Origin of the sequence: Amycolatopsis sp. NPDC049159 (genome assembly GCF_040648295.1) — a bacterium.
GTDB lineage: Bacteria > Actinomycetota > Actinomycetes > Mycobacteriales > Pseudonocardiaceae > Amycolatopsis > Amycolatopsis pretoriensis_A.
This window is the reverse complement of sequence record NZ_JBEZDL010000010.1, coordinates 121,013-140,036: the sequence shown is the minus strand read 5'-3', so window position 1 is coordinate 140,036 and position 19,024 is coordinate 121,013. Positions and strand designations below refer to the sequence as shown.

The 19,024-nt window shown below is 74.3% G+C and carries 2 protein-coding genes; both read right to left on the bottom strand.

The genetic code is table 11. From position 1 onward, the window contains the following. Positions 1-15: 15 nt before the first annotated feature. Positions 16-10,794 (bottom strand): type I polyketide synthase, encoded by a 10,779-nt coding sequence (locus AB0B33_RS19970; RefSeq protein WP_360773690.1) that lies wholly within the window; start codon positions 10,792-10,794, stop codon positions 16-18. Positions 10,795-10,837: 43 nt separating this feature from the next. Next, entirely contained in the window at positions 10,838-19,012 is an 8,175-nt protein-coding gene (locus AB0B33_RS19965; RefSeq protein ID WP_360773687.1) for a type I polyketide synthase, read from the bottom strand. Positions 19,013-19,024 lie beyond the last annotated feature (12 nt).

Genomic DNA, 19,024 nt, shown 5'->3' with positions numbered 1-19,024 from the left:
TCCTTTTCTCGGGTTTCAGTGGTCTTCGAGCCAGGCGCGGACGGCGTCGGCGGTCGTCGTGGCGTGGTTTTCCATCATCGACCAGTGGTTGCCGGGCACGTCCACGCCGACGTGCGCGGGCGTCCAGGTCGGCCGCCAGGCGTCACCTTCGGCCGCTTCCCCGCCGACCGACTGGAGGGATTCGGTGGCGCGCACGAACAACGTCGGCACGGCGGTCTCCGTCGGCGTCCAGTCGGCGAACACGCGGAAGTAGCAGCCCATGCCGGTCAGCTTGCGGTCGTCGATGCCGCCGGCTTCCTCCTCGCGGTCCTGCGCGCTGGTGACGAAGGTGCTCTTGAACCGGTCGATCTGCCCGCTCTGCGGCACGTAGGTGTCCATCAGCACGATGCCTTCGGGCGGCGAGCCGAGCTGCTCCAGGTGCGTGGCGACGGCGTGCGCCAGCCAGCCGCCGGAGGAGTGCCCGAGCAGCACGAACGGCGTGCCGCCCGCGGCGTTCCAGACCAGTTCGGCCTGCAGCTCGACGGTCGCTTCCACGGTGGCGGGCAGCAGCTCGCCGGGCCGGAACCCGGGTGCGGGGATCATCATCAGCTCGCGTTCCCCGCGGAACCCGGCGGCGAACCGCGCGTACTGCTGGGCCCCGGTGATGGCGACCGGCGCGGCGAAGCAGAGCAGCGCGGGGGTCGTGTCGCCGCGGGCGAGGCGGACCGGTTCCGGCAGCTGCTTCAGGTCGTCGAGGCGGTCGAACGCCGGGCGCAGGCGCGAGGCCGCCTTGATGAACTCGACGGCTTCGGCGATTTTCCCTTCGTCGCAGGCCTTCCGGTAGAGGAGCTGGATGCTGCCGGTCTCCTCCTCCGGCGCGGTGTCCGCTGTGGACGCTTCCGGTTCCGCCGGGACGAGCTCGCCGCCGAGGAACTCGACGAGCGCGTCCGGCGTCGGGTGGTCGAAGACGAGGGTGGCGGGCAGCCGGAGGCCGGTGAGCCCGATCAGCCGGTTGCGCAGCTCGACGGCGGTGAGCGAGTCGAAGCCCATCTCCGGGAAGCCGACCCCGGCCGGGATGGCGTCCGGCCCGGCGAACCCGAGCACGCCGGCCACCTGCGCCAGGACGACGTCCCGGAGCGCGTCCCCGGTGAGCCCGGTGAGCGGCACGGCTTCCGCGGCGGCGGCCTTGCGGATCGCCGGCCGGACGAGCCCCCGCAGCAGCGGCGGCACGCCCCCGGTCCCGAACTGCCGCCGGAGCGCGGCGACGTCGAGGTGCATCGGGACCAGCACGGCTTCCGCCGTCGTGCGGGCGGTGGCGAAGAGCCGCAGGCCTTCCTCGGTGGAGAGCGGCCGCAACCCGGCGCGGCTCACCTTTGCGCGTCCTTCGTCGCCGAGCTGACGGGTGAGGTCGCTGGCTTCGTCCCAGAGGCCCCACGCCAGCGACGTCGCCGGGAGCCCGTTCGCGCGCCGGTGGGCGGCGAGGGCGTCCAGGTAGGCGTTGGCCGCGGCGTACCCGGCCTGACCCGCGTTGCCGAGGATGCCGGCGGCCGAGGAGAAGAGGAAGAAGCCGGTGAGGTCGCGGGTCAGCTCGTGGAGGTTCCGGGCCGCGTCGGCCTTGGGCTTGAGCACCGTGGCGAGGCGGTCCGGGGTGAGGCCGGCGAGCAGCCCGTCGTCGAGGACGCCGGCGGCGTGGATGACGGTGCGGAGGGGGAACTCCGCCGGGATGGCGGCCAGGACGCCGGCGAGGGCCGTGCGGTCGGCGGCGTCGCACTCGGCGACGGTGACCCGCGCACCGGCCGCGGTCAGGTCGGCGACCAGCTGTCCGGCCCGTTCGGCGGCCCGGCGGCTGGTCAGGACGATGTGCCCGGCACCGGCCGCGGCGACGTGCCGGGCGACGAGGCTGCCGAGCAGCCCGGTGCCGCCGGTGATGAGCACGGTCCCGGCCGGGTCGAAGCCGTCCGCTTCGGCGGCCTCGACCGGCAGGCGGGCCAGGCGCGGGGCGAGTACCTGCCCGTCCCGCACCGCGACCTGGGGTTCCTCGCCCGCCGCGAGCCGTTCCAGCAGCTCACGCGGGGTGCCGGCCTCGGCGTCGAGCAGCACGAACCGGCCCGGCTGTTCGGTCTGCGCGGAGCGCACCAGGCCCCACACGGCGGCCGCCGCCAGGTCCGGGACATCCTCGCCCGGCCGGGTCGCCACCGCACCGCGCGTCACGATCGCGAGCCGCGCCGATTCCTGTTGGAGCTTGGCCAGCGTCGACGCCGTGACCTCGTGCACCGAGCCCGCCGGGACCTCGAACAGCTCCGCGGGGCCCGTCGCGACCGGCGAGCCGACCGGCGTCCACTGCACGTGGAACAGCGGGTCGCGGCCCGCGGTCACCGTCGAGACCGGGCGCGTCGCCAGCGAGCCGATGGTCGCCACCGGGGCGCCGGTCGGGTCGGCGACGTCGAGGTGCCCGTCCGGGGTCAGCCGGACGCGGATCGCCGACGCGCCGGCCGCGTGCAGGACGACGTCGGTCCACGCGAACGGCATCCGCGCGCCGCCGTCGCCGTCCCCCGCGACCATCCCCGCGTGCAGGGCCGCGTCGAGCAGCGCCGGGTGCAGGCCGAAGCGGTCGGCGTCGTCGATCACGACCTCGGCGAAGACCTCCTCGTCCCGGCGCCAGACCGCGCGCAGTCCCTGGAACGCCGGGCCGTAGCCGAACCCGCGTTCGGCCAGCGCCGCGTACGCGCCGTCCAGCTCGACGGCGGCGGCTCCCGGCGGCGGCCACTCGGTCAGGGGAAGCCCCGGGACCGGGCTCGTGCCGAGAACACCGGAAGCGTTGCGGATCCACGGGTCTTCGGAGCCCGCCGGTCGCGAGTGGGCGGTCACTTCGCCGGACGCGCCGACCACGACCTGCACCTGGATCCCGCCCACCGGGGGCAGCACGATCGGCGCCTCCAGCGTCAGCTCGTCCAGCACCGGACGCCCGGCGTGCGCCCCCGCCTGCAGCGCTAGCTCGACCAGCGCCGTGCCGGGGACCAGGACCGTCCCGAGCAGGCTGTGGTCGGCCAGCCACGGGTGCGTGCGCAGCGACAGCGCGCCCGTGCACACCAGCCCGCCGGACTCCGGCAGCGGGACGACCGCGCCGAGCAGCGGGTGGTCCGCCGTCGCCAGGCCGGCCGAGCTGACGTCGCCGGCACCGGCCGGTGATTCGAGCCAGTAGCGGTCGCGCTGGAAGGCGTAGGTCGGCAGGTCGACGCGCCGGCCGCCGTCGAGCGCCGCGGTCCAGTCGACGCGCACGCCCCGCACCCACGCTTCGGCGAGCGACGTCAGCAGCCGGGCCGGACCGCCGTCCTCGCGCCGGAGGGTGCCGACGGCGACGACCGCCCGCTCCGCCGTCTCCTCGATCGCCATGGTGAGCACCGGGTGCGGGCTGCATTCGACGAAGGCGCCGTAGCCGTCGGACAGGAGTTTCTTCGTGGCACCGGCGAAGTCGACGGTCTCACGCAGGTTGCGGGCCCAGTAGGCGGCGTCCAACCCGCCGGTGTCGAGGAAGCCGCCGGTGACGGTGGAGCAGAACGGGATGTCGGCGGTGCGCGGGGTGATCGGCGCCAGGACTTCCAGGAGCCGGTCGTGGATGCGGTCGACGTGCGCGGAGTGCGACGCGTAGTCAACCGGGATCAGCTTGGCGCGGACGTCGTCGGCCGCGCAGCCCGCGACGAACTCGGCGAGCAGACCGGCGTCACCGGAAATGACGACCGAGGACGGGCCGTTGACCGCGCCGAGCGAGAGTTCGCCGCCCCAGTCGGTCAGCCGCTTGGCGGCCGCTTCGGCGGACAGCGCCACGGACGCCATCCCGCCGTCTCCGCCGAGCGCGAGAATTTCCTTGCTGCGCAGGGCGACCACGCGCGCACCGTCCTCGAGGGACAGCGCACCGGCGACGACCGCGGCGGCGATTTCGCCCTGCGAGTGCCCCACGACGGCGGCCGGCTCGACCCCGTGCGCCCGCCACACGGCGGCCAGCGATACCAGCACGGCGAACAGCACCGGCTGGACGACGTCGACGCGGTCGAGGTCACGGTTCTCCCGCAGCACGTCGAGCACGGAGAAGTCCACAAAGGACGACAGCGCGGCCGCGCACTCCGCGAGCCGCTCGGCGAAGACCGGCGACGAGCCGAGCAGCTCGACCGCCATCCCGGCCCACTGCGAACCCTGCCCCGGGAAGACGAACACGACCTTGCCCGGCCGGCCCGCGATCCCGCTCACCACCTGGGCACCTCCGAGGCCGGTGGCGAAGTCCGCGAGATCCCGCCCGAGCACGACGGCCCGGTGGTCGAAGGCGGCCCGCGTGGTGGCCAGCGACCACCCGACGTCCACCGGCTCCGCGGTCACGGCGGCGAGCGCCTCGGCCTGCCCCCGCAGCGCACCGGCACTCCGCCCGGACAACACCCACGGCACGACACCCGCCGACCGGCTCTCGGCGGGAGCGAACAGGTCAGGAGCCTGTTCGAGCACGACGTGGGCGTTGGTGCCGCTGACCCCGAACGACGAGACCGCCGCTCGGCGCGGACGGCCCGTCTCCGGCCACGGGCGGGCTTCGGTGAGCAGCGAGACCGCGCCCGCTTCCCAATCGACGTGCGGAGACGGCTCGTCGACGTGCAGCGTTGCCGGCAGCACGCCGTGCTTCATGGCCTGGACCATCTTGATCACGCCCGCGACCCCCGCCGCGGCCTGGGTGTGCCCGATGTTCGACTTGACGCTGCCCAGCCACAGCGGCTCCGAGCGCTCCTGCCCGTAGGTGGCCAGCAACGCCTGCGCCTCGATCGGGTCGCCCAGCGAGGTCCCGGTGCCGTGCGCCTCGACGACGTCCACTTCGGACGGCCGAAGGCGGGCTCCGGCCAGCGCTTCCCGGATGACGCGCTGCTGCGCCGGGCCGTTGGGCGCGGTGAGGCCGTTGGACGCACCGTCCTGGTTGACCGCCGTCCCGCGGACCACGGCCAGGATCGGGTGCCCGAGCCGCCGTGCGTCGGAAAGCCGTTCCACCAGCAGCATTCCGGCGCCTTCGGCCCAGCCGGTGCCGTCGGCGGACGCGGCGAAGGACTTGCAGCGCCCATTGCCCGACAGCCCGCCCTGACGGCTGAACTCGAGGAACGCGGTCGGCGTGAACATCACCGTCACGCCGCCGACGAGCGCCATCGTGCACTCGCCCGAACGCAGCGACTGCGCGGCCAGGTGCAGGGCCACCAGCGACGACGAGCACGCCGTGTCGATCGTGACCGCGGGCCCTTCCAGCCCGAACGTGTAGGCCACGCGCCCCGAGGCGACGCTGCCCGCGCTCCCGTTGCCGAGGTAGCCCGCCAGGTCGTCCGGCACGGCGGTGAGCCGCGAGACGTAGTCGTGGTACATCAGCCCGGCGAACACGCCGGTCCGGCTGCCCTTGACCGAGCCGGGGTCGATGCCCGCGCGCTCGAACGACTCCCACGCCGTCTCCAGCAGCAGCCGGTGCTGCGGGTCGATCGCCATCGCTTCGCGCGGCGAGATGCCGAAGAACTCCGGGTCGAAGCGGTCGGCGTCGTAGAGGAACCCGCCTTCGGGCACGAAGTCCGTCTCGGGCAGGTCCCAGCCGCGGTCGGTCGGGAAGCCCGAAATGCCGTCGCGGCCGGCCGCGATCAGCTCCCAGAACTCCTCCGGCGAGCGGACGCCGCCGGGGTAGCGGCAGCTCATCCCGATGATGGCCAGGGGTTCGTCGGCCGGGACGGACGTCGTCACCGGGACCACCGGGGCGGCCGCACCGCCCAGCTCGGTGACCAGGTGCTCGACCAGCGCGGCCGGGCTCGGGTAGTCGAAGATCAGCGTCGCGGGCAGCCGCAGGCCGGTCGCGCCGCCGAGGCGGTTGCGCAGCTCGACCGCGGTCAGCGAGTCGAACCCGAGGTCCTTGAACGCGCCGTCGAGGTCGACCGCGGCCGTCGAACCGTGCCCGAGCACGGCCGCGACGTGCGTGCTGACGACGTCGGAAAGCACTTCCCGGCGCGCCGGCTCGGCCAGTCCGGCCAGCCGCTGGGCGAGCCCGGTGTCCACGGCCTCGCCCGCTCGCCGCATCGGCGTCCGGACGAGCCCGCGCAGCAGCCACGGCAGCATCCCGGACGCGGCCTGCTTGCCGAGCACGGCGAGGTCCAGCCGGCTCAGGAGCTGCACCGGTGACGGCGAAGCGAGCGCCGCGTCGAACAACGCAAGTCCGTCCACTGTGGACAATGGGATCATGCCGCCGCGGCTCATCCGGCGCAGGTCGGCGTCGGCGAGGTCGGCGGCCATGCCCTGGGCCCAGGCGCCCCACGCCATTGCGGTGCCCGGGAGGCCGGCGGCCCGGCGCCGGGTCATCAGCGCGTCGAGGAACGCGTTGGCCGCGGCGTAGTTGCCCTGACCCGCACCGCCCATGACACCGGCAGCCGACGAGAACACGACGAACGCCGACAGCGGCCGGTCCACGGTCAGCTCGTGCAACGCCCAAGCGGCGTCGACCTTGGGCCGGAACACGGCCTCGAACCGTTCGGGCGTCAGGGATTCCACGACGCCGTCGTCGAGCACGCCCGCCGCGTGCACGACCGCGGTCAGGTCGGGGATGTCCGCCAGCACCTTCGCAAGCGCCTCACGATCGGCGACGTCACACGCCACCACGACGGCCTCGGCGCCCAGCGAAGTGAGTTCTGCGACCAGTTCGGCGGCACCAGGGGTGTCCGGTCCGCGACGCCCGGTCAGCACCAGCCGCCGCACACCCTGCCCGGCCAGGTGCCGGGCGGTCAGCGCACCGATGCTGCCGAGGCCACCGGTGATCAGCACCGTGCCGTCGAGCACGGGAGCGTCCACATCGGACTTCGGTGGGCGGACCAGGCGCAGCATCCGCAGTTCGCCGTCGCGGAGCGAGAGCTGGGGTTCCCCGGTGGCGGCGGCGGCCGCGAGGACATCGTCGGACAGCTCGCCGGTGTCGATGTCGAGCAGCACGAACCGGCCCGGGTTCTCCGACTGCGCGGCCCGCACGAGCCCCCACGCGGCGGCCGCGGCGAGGTCGGGTTCGTCGGCCACCGCACCCCGCGTCACCAGCACGAACCGGGCTTCGGACGAGCCCGCGAGCCAGTCCTGGAGCAGCTTCAACGTCGCGGCGGCCGCCGCCCGGACCCGGGAAGGCACCGAGCCCGTGGTGGCCGGAAGCTCGACGACCTCGACCGGCCCGGCGAAGTCCCCTTCCGGCACCGGCTGCCAGTCCACGGTGAACTGTGCGTCCCGCAGGCTGCGGGCGGCGTCCAGACCGTCGGCCGACACCGGTCGTGAGACCAGCGAACCGATGGTGGCGACCGGCTTCCCGGCCGGGTCGGCCAGCGTCAGCGACACCGCATCGGTGCCCGCCGGGACCAGCCGGACCCGGACCTCGGAGGCGCCCGAGGCGAACAGCGAGACGTCGGTCCACGCGAACGGGAGCCGCCCTTCCGGCGTCGCGTCCGGCGTGGCCAGGCCCGCCGCGTGCAGGGTCGCGTCCAGCAACGCCGGGTGGACGCCGAAGCGCCCGGCGTCGTACTCGGCGTCGAGCGCGACTTCGGCGAACACCTCGCCGCCACGGCGCCAAGCCGCGCGCAGCCCGCGGAACGCCGGTCCGTAGTGGAATCCGGCCGTCTCGACGGCGTCGTAGATCCCTTCCACCGAAACGGGTTCGGCACCCGGCGGCGGCCACTCGCTCAGGTCCGGTCCCGGCGTGGCCGTCCCCTGCGCCAGGAAGCCGGTGGCGTGCCGCACCCACGGCTCGTCGAAGGCGGCGCCGTCCGGGCGCGAATGCAGGCCGACGCTCCGCCGCCCTTCGGCGTCCGGCGAGCCCACCGAAAGCTGGACCTGGACGCCGTCGTCGCCGAGAACCAGCGGGGCTTCCAGCGTCAGCTCCTCGACGCGTCCGCAGCCCGCCTGCTCCCCCGCCCGCAGCGCGAGTTCCAGCATCGCCGTGCCCGGCAGCAGCACCGTGCCCAGCACGGCGTGGTCGGCGAGCCACGGGTGCGCCCGCCGGGACAGCACGCCGGTGAAGAGGAACCCGTCGCCGCCGGCCAGCGACACCGCCGCGCCGAGCAGCGGGTGTTCGGTCGCCCCCAGGCCGACCGAAGCCGCGTCACCGGCGGTTTCCTTGGCTTCCAGCCAGTAGCGGTCGCGCTGGAAGGCGTACGTCGGCAGCGGGATCCGCCGCGCGCCGGTGCCCTCGAACAGCGCCGCCCAGTCCGGTTCGCGGCCGCGCGTGTGCAGCCGGGCGACCGCGGCCGCGAAGGTCAGCGGTTCCGGCCGCTCGGGCCGCAGCGTGGCGACGGCGACGGCGTCCTCGGGCACGAGCGCCGCCAGCCGGCCGCCCGGCCCGACCTCGACGTACGTCGTCACGCCCGCCTCGCGCAGAGCCGCAACGCCGTCGGCGAACCGGACCGTGGCCAGCACGTGCGTGACCCAGTAGCCGGGGTCGGCGAACTCGTCGGCGATCGGCTTCCCGGTCACGGTCGAGACGACCGGGATCGACGGCGTCCCGAACGCGAGCCCGGCGAGCGCGGCGCGGAAGTCCGCGGTCATCGGCGCCATCAGCGGCGAGTGGAACGCGTGGCTGGTCACGAGTTCGCGGGTCTTGCGGCCCTTGTCCGCCCAGGCCGCGGCGACTGCCGTGACCGATTCGGCCGGGCCGGAGAGCACCACCGCGCCGGGCCCGTTGACGGCGCCGATCGCGACGTCGTCGGGCAGCGTCGGGGCGATTTCGCCCTCGCCGGCCTCGACCGCGACCATCACGCCACCCGCGGGCAGGGCCTGCATCAGCCGGCCGCGGGCGGTGACCAGCGTGGCCGCGTCGGCCAGCGAGAGGACGCCGGACACGTGCGCGGCCGCGATCTCGCCGATCGAGTGCCCGAGCAGGAAGTCCGGCCGCACGCCCCAGGCTTCGAGGAGCCGGAACAGCGCGACCTCGACGGCGAACAGCGCGGGCTGGGTGAATTCGGTGTCGTCCAGGCGGTCGCCGTCGAACACCGCCCCGCGCACCGCGGGGTCCAGCTCGGCCAAAGCCGTGTCGAGGGCGGCCGCGAACACCGGGTACGCCTCATACAGCTCCGTCGCCATGCCCGCGTACTGGGCGCCCTGCCCGGAGAAGAGGAACGCGGTCTTGCCCGGCGCCGCGGTGTCCGTGACGGCGGTGGGCTTCCCGGCCGCGAGATCCGCCAGCCCGGCAAGGAGTTCCTCGCGGTCGCGGCCGAGCACGACAGCCCGGTGCGGGTGCCGCGCGCGGGTTGTCGTGGTGAACGCGGTGTCCACAAGGGACTCCTCGTCGAGGCGGTCCACAAGAGACTGCGCCTGGGCGGCAAGTGCGTCCTGGCTGCGGGCGGAAATGAGCAACGGCAGCACCGGCGGCACGGTCCGCTTGCCGGTGTCGGTCTCCTCGGGCAGTTCGAGCACCACGTGCGTGTTGGTGCCGCTGACCCCGAACGACGACACGCCCGCGCGCCGCGGCCGCCCGGTTTGCGGCCACGGCCGGGCCTCGGTGAGCAGTTCGACGGCGCCCGCGGTCCAGTCGACGCGCGGGTTCGGCTCGTCGACGTGCAGCGTCTTCGGCAGCACGCCGTGGCGCATGGCCTGCACCATCTTGATCACGCCGCCGACGCCGGCCGCGGCCTGGCTGTGCCCGATGTTCGACTTCAGCGACCCCAGGTAGAGCGGCTCCGCGCGGTCCTGGCCGTAGGTGGCGAGCACCGCCTGGGCCTCGATCGGGTCGCCGAGCACCGTGCCGGTGCCGTGTGCCTCGACAGCGTCCACTTCGGACGGCGAGAGCCCGGCGGCGGCCAGCGCGTCGAGGATCACCCGCTGCTGGGCCGGGCCGTTCGGCGCGGTGAGGCCGTTCGAGGCGCCGTCCTGGTTCACCGCGGTCCCGCGGACGACGGCCAGCACCGGGTGGCCGAGCCGCCGGGCGTCGGAAAGCCGTTCCACCAGCAGCATCCCGGCGCCCTCGCCCCAGCTGGTGCCGTCGGCGGAGGCGGCGAAGGACTTGCAGCGCCCGTCCGGGGCGAGCCCGCGGGCCCGGCTGAACTCGATGAACGCGGTCGGGGTGGACATCACGGTCACGCCGCCGGCCAGTGCCAGCGAACACTCGCCGCGGCGCAGCGCGGTGGCGGCCAGGTGCAGCGCCACCAGCGACGACGAGCACGCCGTGTCGATGGTGAGCGCCGGGCCTTCCAGCCCGAAGGTGTAGGCGACGCGCCCGGACGCGATGCTGCCCGCGCTGCCGTTGCCGATGAACCCTTCGAAGCCGTCGGGCACGGGCTGCAGCCGGGCGGCGTAGTCGTTGTACATCACGCCGGCGAACACGCTGGTCCTGCTGCCCCGCAGCGACGCCGGGGCCAGCCCGGCCGCCTCGACGGCCTCCCAGGACAGCTCCAGCAGCAGCCGCTGCTGCGGGTCCATGGCGAGGGCGTCCCGGGGCGAGATACCGAAGAACGCCGGGTCGAAGTCCGCGGCCCCGCGCAGGAAACCGCTTTCGGTCACGTAGTACGTGCCGGGCTGGTCGGGGTCCGGGTCGTAGAGCTTGCCCAGGTCCCAGCCGCGGTCCTCGGGGAACGGACCGATGCCCTCCCGGCCGGTGTCGACCAGGTCCCACAGCCCGTCGGGGTCGCCGACGCCACCGGGGTAGCGGCAGCTCATCCCGATGATGGCGATCGGTTCCCTGGCCTGCGCTTCGAGCTCGGCCAGCTGCGAGCGCGTCGCGCCGAGCCGCTGCCGGGCCTGCTGCAGGTCGGCCGTGGCCCGCTTCAGGTAGTCGCGGAGGGTGTCTTCGTTCGCCATTCCGGGCGTCTCCTCGGTGGATCGGTGGGTCGGCGGGCGGCCGCTAGTGGACCTCGGAGTCCTGGTCGATCAGGGCGAACAGCTCTTCGTCCGTCGCGGTGTCCAGGCCCGCACCGGTGCCGCCCTCGTCACCGGTCCGCGGGTAGAGGGTCGCAAGCAGCACTTCCAAACGGGTTCTAAGCGCCATCCGCGTCGCTTCCGCCGGTTCCCCGGCGGCCAGACCGGCCTCGAGCTGGGCCAACGCCGTGAGCGCCGGATCGGCCACGTCGGTCTCGCCCCGGCCCAGTTCCGCGAGGAGGAAGCCGGTGAGAACCCGCGGGTCCGGGTAGTCGAAGATCAGCGTCGCGGGCAGCCGGAGACCGGTCGCGGCGGCCAGGTTGTTGCGCAGCTCGACGGCGCTGAGCGAGTCGAACCCGAAGTCGCCGAACCCGCGTTCCGGGTCGACGGCGTCGGCGGACGCGTGCCCGAGCACGGCCGCGACCTGCGTCCGCACCAGGTCGAGCAGGACGGCTTCCTGCTCTTCGGCGGGCACCGCGGCCAGCCGGGCGGCCAGCGCACCTTCCTCCGGCGCGGCGGCCGGACGGCGGGCGCCGCGGATGAGCCCGCGGAACAGCGGCGGCACCGGGCCGCTCCCGATCCGCGCCCGCATCGCCGCGAGGTCCAGCTCCATCGGCAGCAGCACCGGTTCGGCCAGGCCGAGGGCGGTGTCGAACAGCGCGAGCGCGTCCGCCGTGGCCAGCGCGCCGAAGCCGCCGCGGTTCATCCGGCGCTTGTCGACGTCGGTGAGCTCGCCGAGCAGGCCGCTCGACTGCTCCCACAGACCCCAGGCCAGCGCCGTCGCGGGCAGGCCGCGGGCGTGCCGGTGGCGGGCCAGCGCGTCGAGGACGGCGTTGGCGGCGGCGTAGTTGGCCTGCCCGGCGTTGCCGAGCGTGCTCGCCGCGGAAGAGAACAGCACGAACGCGGCCAGGTCGAGGTGCTCGGTCAGCTCGTGCAGGTGCCACGCGGCGTCCGCCTTCGGCCGCAGCACGGTCGCGAACCGCTCCGGGGTCAGCGAGGCGATGACGCCGTCGTCGAGGACGCCGGCGGTGTGCACGACGGCGGTCAGCGGGTGCTCGGCCGGGATCCCGGCCAGGAGCGACGCCAAGGCGTCGCGGTCGGCGGCGTCGCACGCCACGACTTCCGCCCGCGCCCCCAGACCGTCCAATGCGGACACGAGCTCGGCGGCACCCGGCGTGTCCGGTCCACGACGGCCCGCGAGCACGAGGTGCCGGATGCCCTTCGCGGCGAGGTGCCGGGCGAGCAGGCCGCCGAGGGTGCCGGTGCCGCCGGTGATGAGCACGGTGCCGTCCGGGTTCCACTCGCGTGCGGCCGCCTCCCCCGCCGGGACGCGAGCCAGGCGGGGCGCGAAGGTCTCGCCGCCGCGCAGCCGGACCTGGGGTTCGCCGCCGGTGAGGGCCGCCAGGACGGCGCGGCCGTCGAGGTCGCCGTCGAGGTCCAGGAGCGTGAAGCGGTCCGGGTTTTCGGCCTGGGCGGTGCGCACGAGACCCCACGCGGCCGCCAGGGCGACGTCCTGGTCCGCACCCCTGGTCACGAACACCAGCCGGCCGGTGGACCAGTCCTGCACGGTCCGGAGCACTTCGGTGGTGACCTGGTGGACGTCGTCGCCGGTGATCGGCAGGAACGTGTAGTCCGCCGGTTCGCCGCCCGTCTTGACGACCGCTCCGGCACCGCGCAAGGCGGCCGCCAGTGCGGGGTCGCCGAGCACCGCGCAGGTGGCCGCGGGTACGGCACCAGTGGCGGCGGGCGCCCAGTCGAGGCGGAACAGCGACCGGTGGTACTCGGCCCGCGCTTCGATGCCGGCCGCCGAGATCGCGCGCAGCAGCAGGGATTCCGCCGACGCGACCGGCCGGCCCCGTGCGTCGGCGACGGTCAGGCTGATCGTGTCCGGCCCGGCCGGCGCCAGCCGCACCCGCAGGCTCGCCGCACCGGACGTCCGCAGCGTGACGCCGTTCCACGAGAACGGCAGGTGCCCCTGTCCCTTGGCGGTGACGAAGTCGCCGAGCCCGACGGCGTGCAGAGCGGCGTCGAGCAACGCCGGGTGCAGCCCGAACCGGCCCGCGGCGGCCTTTTGCTCGTCGGGCAGGGTGACTTCGGCGTAGACGGCGCCGTCGAGCGACCAGGCTGCGCGCAGGCCCTGGAACGCGGGACCGTAGCCGAAGCCGTTGTCCTGCAAGCCGTCGTAGAGCCCGGTGACGTCGATTTCCGCGGCGCCCTCGGGCGGCCAAGTGCTCAGGCTGCCCGGTGCCGGTGCCTCGAGGGCGAGGGTGCCGGTGGCGTGCAGTTGCCACGCCTGGTCGTCGTCGCCGGTGGCCGAATGCACGGTGACCGGCCGCTTGCCGTCGTCGTCGGCCGCCCCGACGGCGACCTGGACCCGGACCGCGCCCTTCGGCGGCAGGATCAGCGGCGCGGCGAGGGTGAGCTCCTCGATCGCCGCGCAGCCCACCTCGTCCGCGGCGCGCAACGCGAGTTCGACGAACGCGGTGCCGGGCAGCAGCACGGTGCCCTGCACGGCGTGGTCGGCCAGCCACGGGTGCGTCCTGACCGACAGCGAGCCGGTGAGCAGACACCCGCCGGTACCGGGCAGCTCGACGGCCGCACCGAGCAGCGGGTGGTCCGCGGCGGCCAGCCCGGCGGCGGTGACGTCCCCCGCGTTCCAGGACGGCTCCACCCAGAACCGCTCGCGCCGGAACGCCTGCGTCGGCAGGTCGGCCTTCCGGCCGCCGGGCAGCACGCGCGTCCAGTCCGGCGTCACCCCGCGGACGTGCAGCCGCGCCAAGGCGGCCATCGCGGTCCGCACTTCGCCGTGGTCCCTGCGCAGCACCGGGATGGCACCGTCGACCATGGCGCTCAGGACGGCGTCCGGCCCGATCTCGACGAACGTGCTCGCGTTCGTGGCCTTGACCGCGTCGGCGAACCGGACGCACTCCCGGACCTGACGTACCCAGTAGCCCGAGCCGCCACCTTCCACAGTGGACACCCACGGGATGACCGGCTCGGCAACGGTGAGCCCGTCGATCGCCGCGGCGAACTCCGCCAGCATCGGCTCCATCAACGCCGAATGGAAAGCGTGACTCGTGTTGAGCCGCTTGGTCTTCGCGAACGTCGACGCGTACTCGGTCACCGCGGCTTCCTCACCGGACAGCACCACCGAGTCCGGCCCGTTCACCGCAGCCAGGGAAACACCCTCCGGCACCTGAATGTCCGCTTCGGACGCTTGGACCGCGATCATCGCGCCGCCTTCGGGCAGCGCCTGCATCAACCGCCCCCGGGCGGCGACCAGCGTGGCCGCGTCTTCAAGGCTCAGCACCCCGGCGACGTGCGCCGCCGCGATCTCCCCCACCGAATGCCCCACGACCACGTCCGGCCGCACACCCCACGACTCCAGCAGCCGGAACAACGCCACTTCCACCGCGAAAATCCCCTGCTGCGCAAGATCGGTGTCCGGCGCACCCGACAGCTCCCCGACCCGCGGGTCGAGGAACGCACAGGCCGCGTCGAACGCCGCCGCGTACACCGGGAACGTCTCGTACAGCTCCCGGCCCATCCCCGCCCGCTGCGAACCCTGACCGGTGAACAGGAACGCCACCCCGCCGCTCACCGGCGTGCCCTGCACGACGGACCGGTGCGCCCGCCCCTCCGCAAGCGCCCCCAACCCCTCGATCAGCTCGTCCCGATCCGCGGCGACGACCGCGGCCCGGTGCTCCAGCGCCGCCCGCCCGGTGGCCAGAGTCCGAGCGGCATCGGCGAACGGGAGGTCGGCAGCCCGCAGCTTCGCCGCCTGCGCCCGCAAGCCCTCGGCATCCCGCCCGGACAGCACGAACGGCAGCACCGGCCGGGCTTCCCCTTCCCGCGGCTCGACGACCGGCGGTTCCTCCAGGATGACGTGCGCGTTGGTGCCGCTCACCCCGAACGACGACACCCCGGCCCGCCGGACCCGGTCGGAAGCGGGCCACGGCCGGGCCTCGGTGAGCAGCTCGACCGAGCCGGCCGTCCAGTCCACGTGCGGCGACGGCTCGTCGACGTGCAGGGTCGCCGGCAGCACGCCGTGGCGCATCGCCTGGACCACCTTGATCACGCCGGCGACGCCCGCCGCGGCTTGCGTGTGGCCGATGTTCGACTTGAGCGAGCCCAGCAGGAGCGGCTCCGGCCGGTCCTGGCCGTAGGTGGCCAGCACGGCCTGCGCCTCGATCGGGTCGCCGAGGACCGTGCCGGTGCCGTGCGCCTCGACGACGTCCACATCGGACGGTGCCAGCCGCGCGGAAGCCAGTGCGGCGCGGATGACCCGCTGCTGCGCGGGCCCGTTCGGTGCGGTGAGGCCGTTCGAAGCGCCGTCCTGGTTCACCGCGGAACCCTTGACCACGGCGAGAACTTCGTGCCCGTTGCGCAGTGCGTCCGAGAGCCGTTCGACCAGCAGCACGCCGGCGCCTTCCGACCAGCCGACACCGTCGGCCGCCGCGGCGAACGACTTGCAACGGCCGTCCGGGGCGAGGCCGCGCTGGCGGCTGAACTCGATGAACCCGGCCGGGGTGGACATCACGGTCACCCCGCCCGCCAGCGCCATCGAGCACTCGCCCGAACGCAGCGCCTGCGCGGCCAGGTGCAGCGCCACCAGCGACGACGAGCACGCCGTGTCCACTGTGAGCGCCGGCCCCTCGAAACCGAAGGTGTAGGCGATCCGGCCGGAGACGACGCTCGACGCGGTGCCGGTGCCGACGTACCCCTCGGCCTCGGCCGGAATCGTGGCGAGCAGCGAGCTGTAGTCCTGCGCCGAGGTGCCGGTGAAGACGCCGACCTTCGCGCCGCGCAACGCCGTCGGGTCGACGCCGGCGTGCTCGAACGCCTCCCAGGACGCCTCCAGCAGCAGCCGTTGCTGCGGGTCCATGGCCAGCGCTTCACGCGGGGAGATACCGAAGAAGGCGGCGTCGAACTCGGCGGCGCCGTCGACGAACCCGCCCTCGATCGAGTACGTGGTTCCCGGCCGGGACAGGTCGGGGTCGAAGATCGCGTCGATGTCCCAGCCGCGGTCGGCGGGGAACGGCGAAATGGCGTCGGTGCCGTCGGCGACCAGCCGCCACAGGTCGTCGGGCGAACCGACTCCGCCCGGGTAGCGGCAGCTCATCCCGATGACGGCGATCGGTTCGTCGTGCGCCACCACGGTTTCCGGCGCCGCGATCTCCTCGCCGTCGAGGAACGCGGCCAGCGCCGACGGCGTCGGGTGGTCGAAGACGAGCGTGGCGGGCAGCTCGCGCCCGAGCGCGGTGGCCAGCAGCGTCCGCAGCTCGACGGCGGTGAGCGAGTCGAAACCCAGCTCCTTGAACGGCCGGTCCGCGCGGATCTCGTCGGCGGACCCGTGGCCGAGCACGACCGCGGCCTGCCCGCGGACCAGGTCGGTCAGCACCCGGATCCGCTCGTGGGCCGGCGCGCCGGCCAGCCGGGCCGCCAGCGCTCCCGTGGGCGGTTCCGGCTTCACGGCGGGCTCGATGAACCCGCCGGACCCGGTGGCTTCCAGCCAGTAGCGCGTCCGCTGGAACGGGTAAGTCGGCAAGTCGACACGGCGGGCGCCGCTGCCCGCGAAGTAGGCGCTCCAGTCCGGGGTGACGCCCCGGGTGTGGAGCCGGGCTAGCGCGGCGACGGCCGAACGCGCTTCCGGCCGTCCGGCGCGCAGGACCGCGACGGCCGCCGAGTCGCCGGGCAGGCAGTCCTGGGCCAGCGCGCTCAGCACGCCGTCGGGGCCTAGTTCGAGGAGCGTTCGGACACCCTCGGTGTGCAGCGCCGTGACACCGTCGGCGAAGCGGACCGTCTCGCGCACGTGCCGCACCCAGTAGTCCGGGCTGGTGAGCAGGCCCGGCGTGGCGAACGCGCCGGTCACGTCGGAGATCAGCGGGATCCGCGGTTCGTCGAACGCCATTCCGTCGATGGCCGCCCGGAACTCGCTCAGCATCGGGTCCATCAACGCGGAGTGGAACGCGTGACTGGTGGTGAGGGCCTTGGCCTTCCCGAACCCGGCCGCGGCCTCAGCGACGGCGCCGGCCTCGCCGGAGAGCACCACCGACCGCGGCCCGTTGACCGCGGCGATCGACACGCCCTCGCGCAGCGCCGCCCGGACGTCGTCCTCGTTCGCCCGGACGGCGACCATGACCCCGCCGTCCGGCAGCGCCTGCATCAGCCGGCCGCGGGCCGTGACGAGCGTCTGCGCGTCCGCCAGCGAGAACACCCCGGCGACGTGCGCGGCGGCGATCTCACCGATCGAGTGCCCGAGCAGGGCGGCCGGGCGGACGCCCCACGACTCGACGAGCCGGTACAGCGCCACCTCGACGGCGAACAGCGCGGCCTGGGCGTACTCGGTGCGGTCGAGGTCCGCGCCGCCGTCGAGGACCAGCTCTCGCACGCGGGGGTCGAAACCCGCGCAGATCTCGTCGAACGCCGCCGCGTAGACCGGGTACGTCTCGGACAGCTCCCGGCCCATCCCCGCGCGCTGGGAACCCTGGCCGGAGAACAGGAACGCGACTTCGCCCGCGGCGACGGCGTCCCGGATCACCGACGGCGACGGTTCCCCGGCGACGAGCGCACGCAGCCCCGCGTCGAGGTCCCCGAGGACGACGGCCCGCTCGCCGAAGTGCGCCCGGTTCAGCGCCAGCGATGCCGCCAGGTCGACCGGATCGGCGTCGACGTCCAGCAGTCGCCCGGCCTGGGCGCGCAACGCGGCTTCGGTCCGTCCGGAAAGGACGAACGGCAGGATCGCGGGCGCCGCAGCGGTTTCCGGCGCTTCTGCGTCCGGCGCTTCCTCCAGGATGACGTGCGTGTTGGTGCCGCTGACGCCGAACGACGACACCCCGGCCCGGCGCGGACGGCCGGTCTCCGGCCACTCCCGGGCCTCGGTGAGCAGCTCGACCGCGCCCGCTTCCCAGTCGACGTGCGGGGTCGGCTCGTCGACGTGCAAGGTCTTCGGCAGGACGCCGTGGCGCATGGCCTCGACCATCTTGATCACGCCGCCGACGCCGGCCGCGGCCTGCGTGTGACCGACGTTCGACTTGAACGAGCCGAGCAGCAGCGGCCGGTCGGCCGGTCGCTCGGCGCCGTAGGTGGCCAGCACGGCCTGTGCCTCGATCGGATCGCCGAGGACGGTGCCGGTGCCGTGCGCTTCCACGGCGTCGACGAGGTCGGACGTCAGCGCGGCGTCGGCGAGCGCGGCGCGGATGACGCGCTGCTGCGCGGGCCCGTTGGGCGCGGACAGGCCGCTGCTGGCGCCGTCCTGGTTGACGGCGGTGCCGCGGACGACGGCGAGCACCGGGTGCCCGAGCCGCCGCGCGTCGGAAAGCCGCTCCACCAGCAGCATTCCGACGCCTTCGGCCCACGCGGTGCCGTCCGCCGCGCCGGCGAACGACTTGCAGCGGCCGTCCGGGGCGAGGCCGCGCTGGCGGCTGAACTCGATGAACCCGGCGGGTGTCACGATCATCGTCACGCCGCCGGCGAGGGCCATCGTCGTCTCGCCGCGGCGCAGCGACTGGACGGCGAGGTGCAGCGCGACCAGCGACGACGAACACGCGGTGTCGACGGTGATCGCCGGGCCCTCGAAGCCGAAGGTGTAGGCGACGCGCCCGGAGGCGACGCTGCCCGCGTTGCCGCTGCCGAGGTAGCCCTCGACGATCTCGGGCACGGACGTCAGGCGGGCGGCGTAGTCCTGGTACATCACGCCGGCGTAGACGCCGATCTTGTGGCCGCGCACGGAAGCCGGGTCGATGCCCGCGCGCTCGAAGGCCTCCCACGACGTCTCCAGCAGCAGCCGGTGCTGCGGGTCCATCGCGAGGGCTTCGCGCGGGCTGATGTCGAAGAAGCCGGGGTCGAAGTCGGCGGGGCGGGACATGAACCCGCCCTCGCGCACGTACGACTTGCCGGGTGTCTCGGGGTCGGGGTCGTAGACGTCGCCGGCGGTCCAGCCGCGGTCGTCCGGGAACGCCGAGATGGCGTCGGTGCCGTCGGCGACCAGCCGCCACAGCTCGTCGGGCGAGGTGACGCCGCCGGGGTACCGGCAGCTCATCCCGACGATCGCGATCGGCTCGCGGTCGCGCTCCTCGAGTTCGTGCACCCGGCCGCGGGCCTCGCGCAGGTCCTTGGCGGCCTGCTTGAGGTAGTCGCGCAGCTTCTGTTCGTTCGACATCCGATGGCTCCA

Coding starts and splice junctions, on each gene's coding strand:
- AB0B33_RS19970 (WP_360773690.1), bottom strand. CDS start 10,794: ATGGCGAACGAAGACACCCTCCGCGACTACCTGAAGCGGGCCACGGCC.
- AB0B33_RS19965 (WP_360773687.1), bottom strand. CDS start 19,012: ATGTCGAACGAACAGAAGCTGCGCGACTACCTCAAGCAGGCCGCCAAG.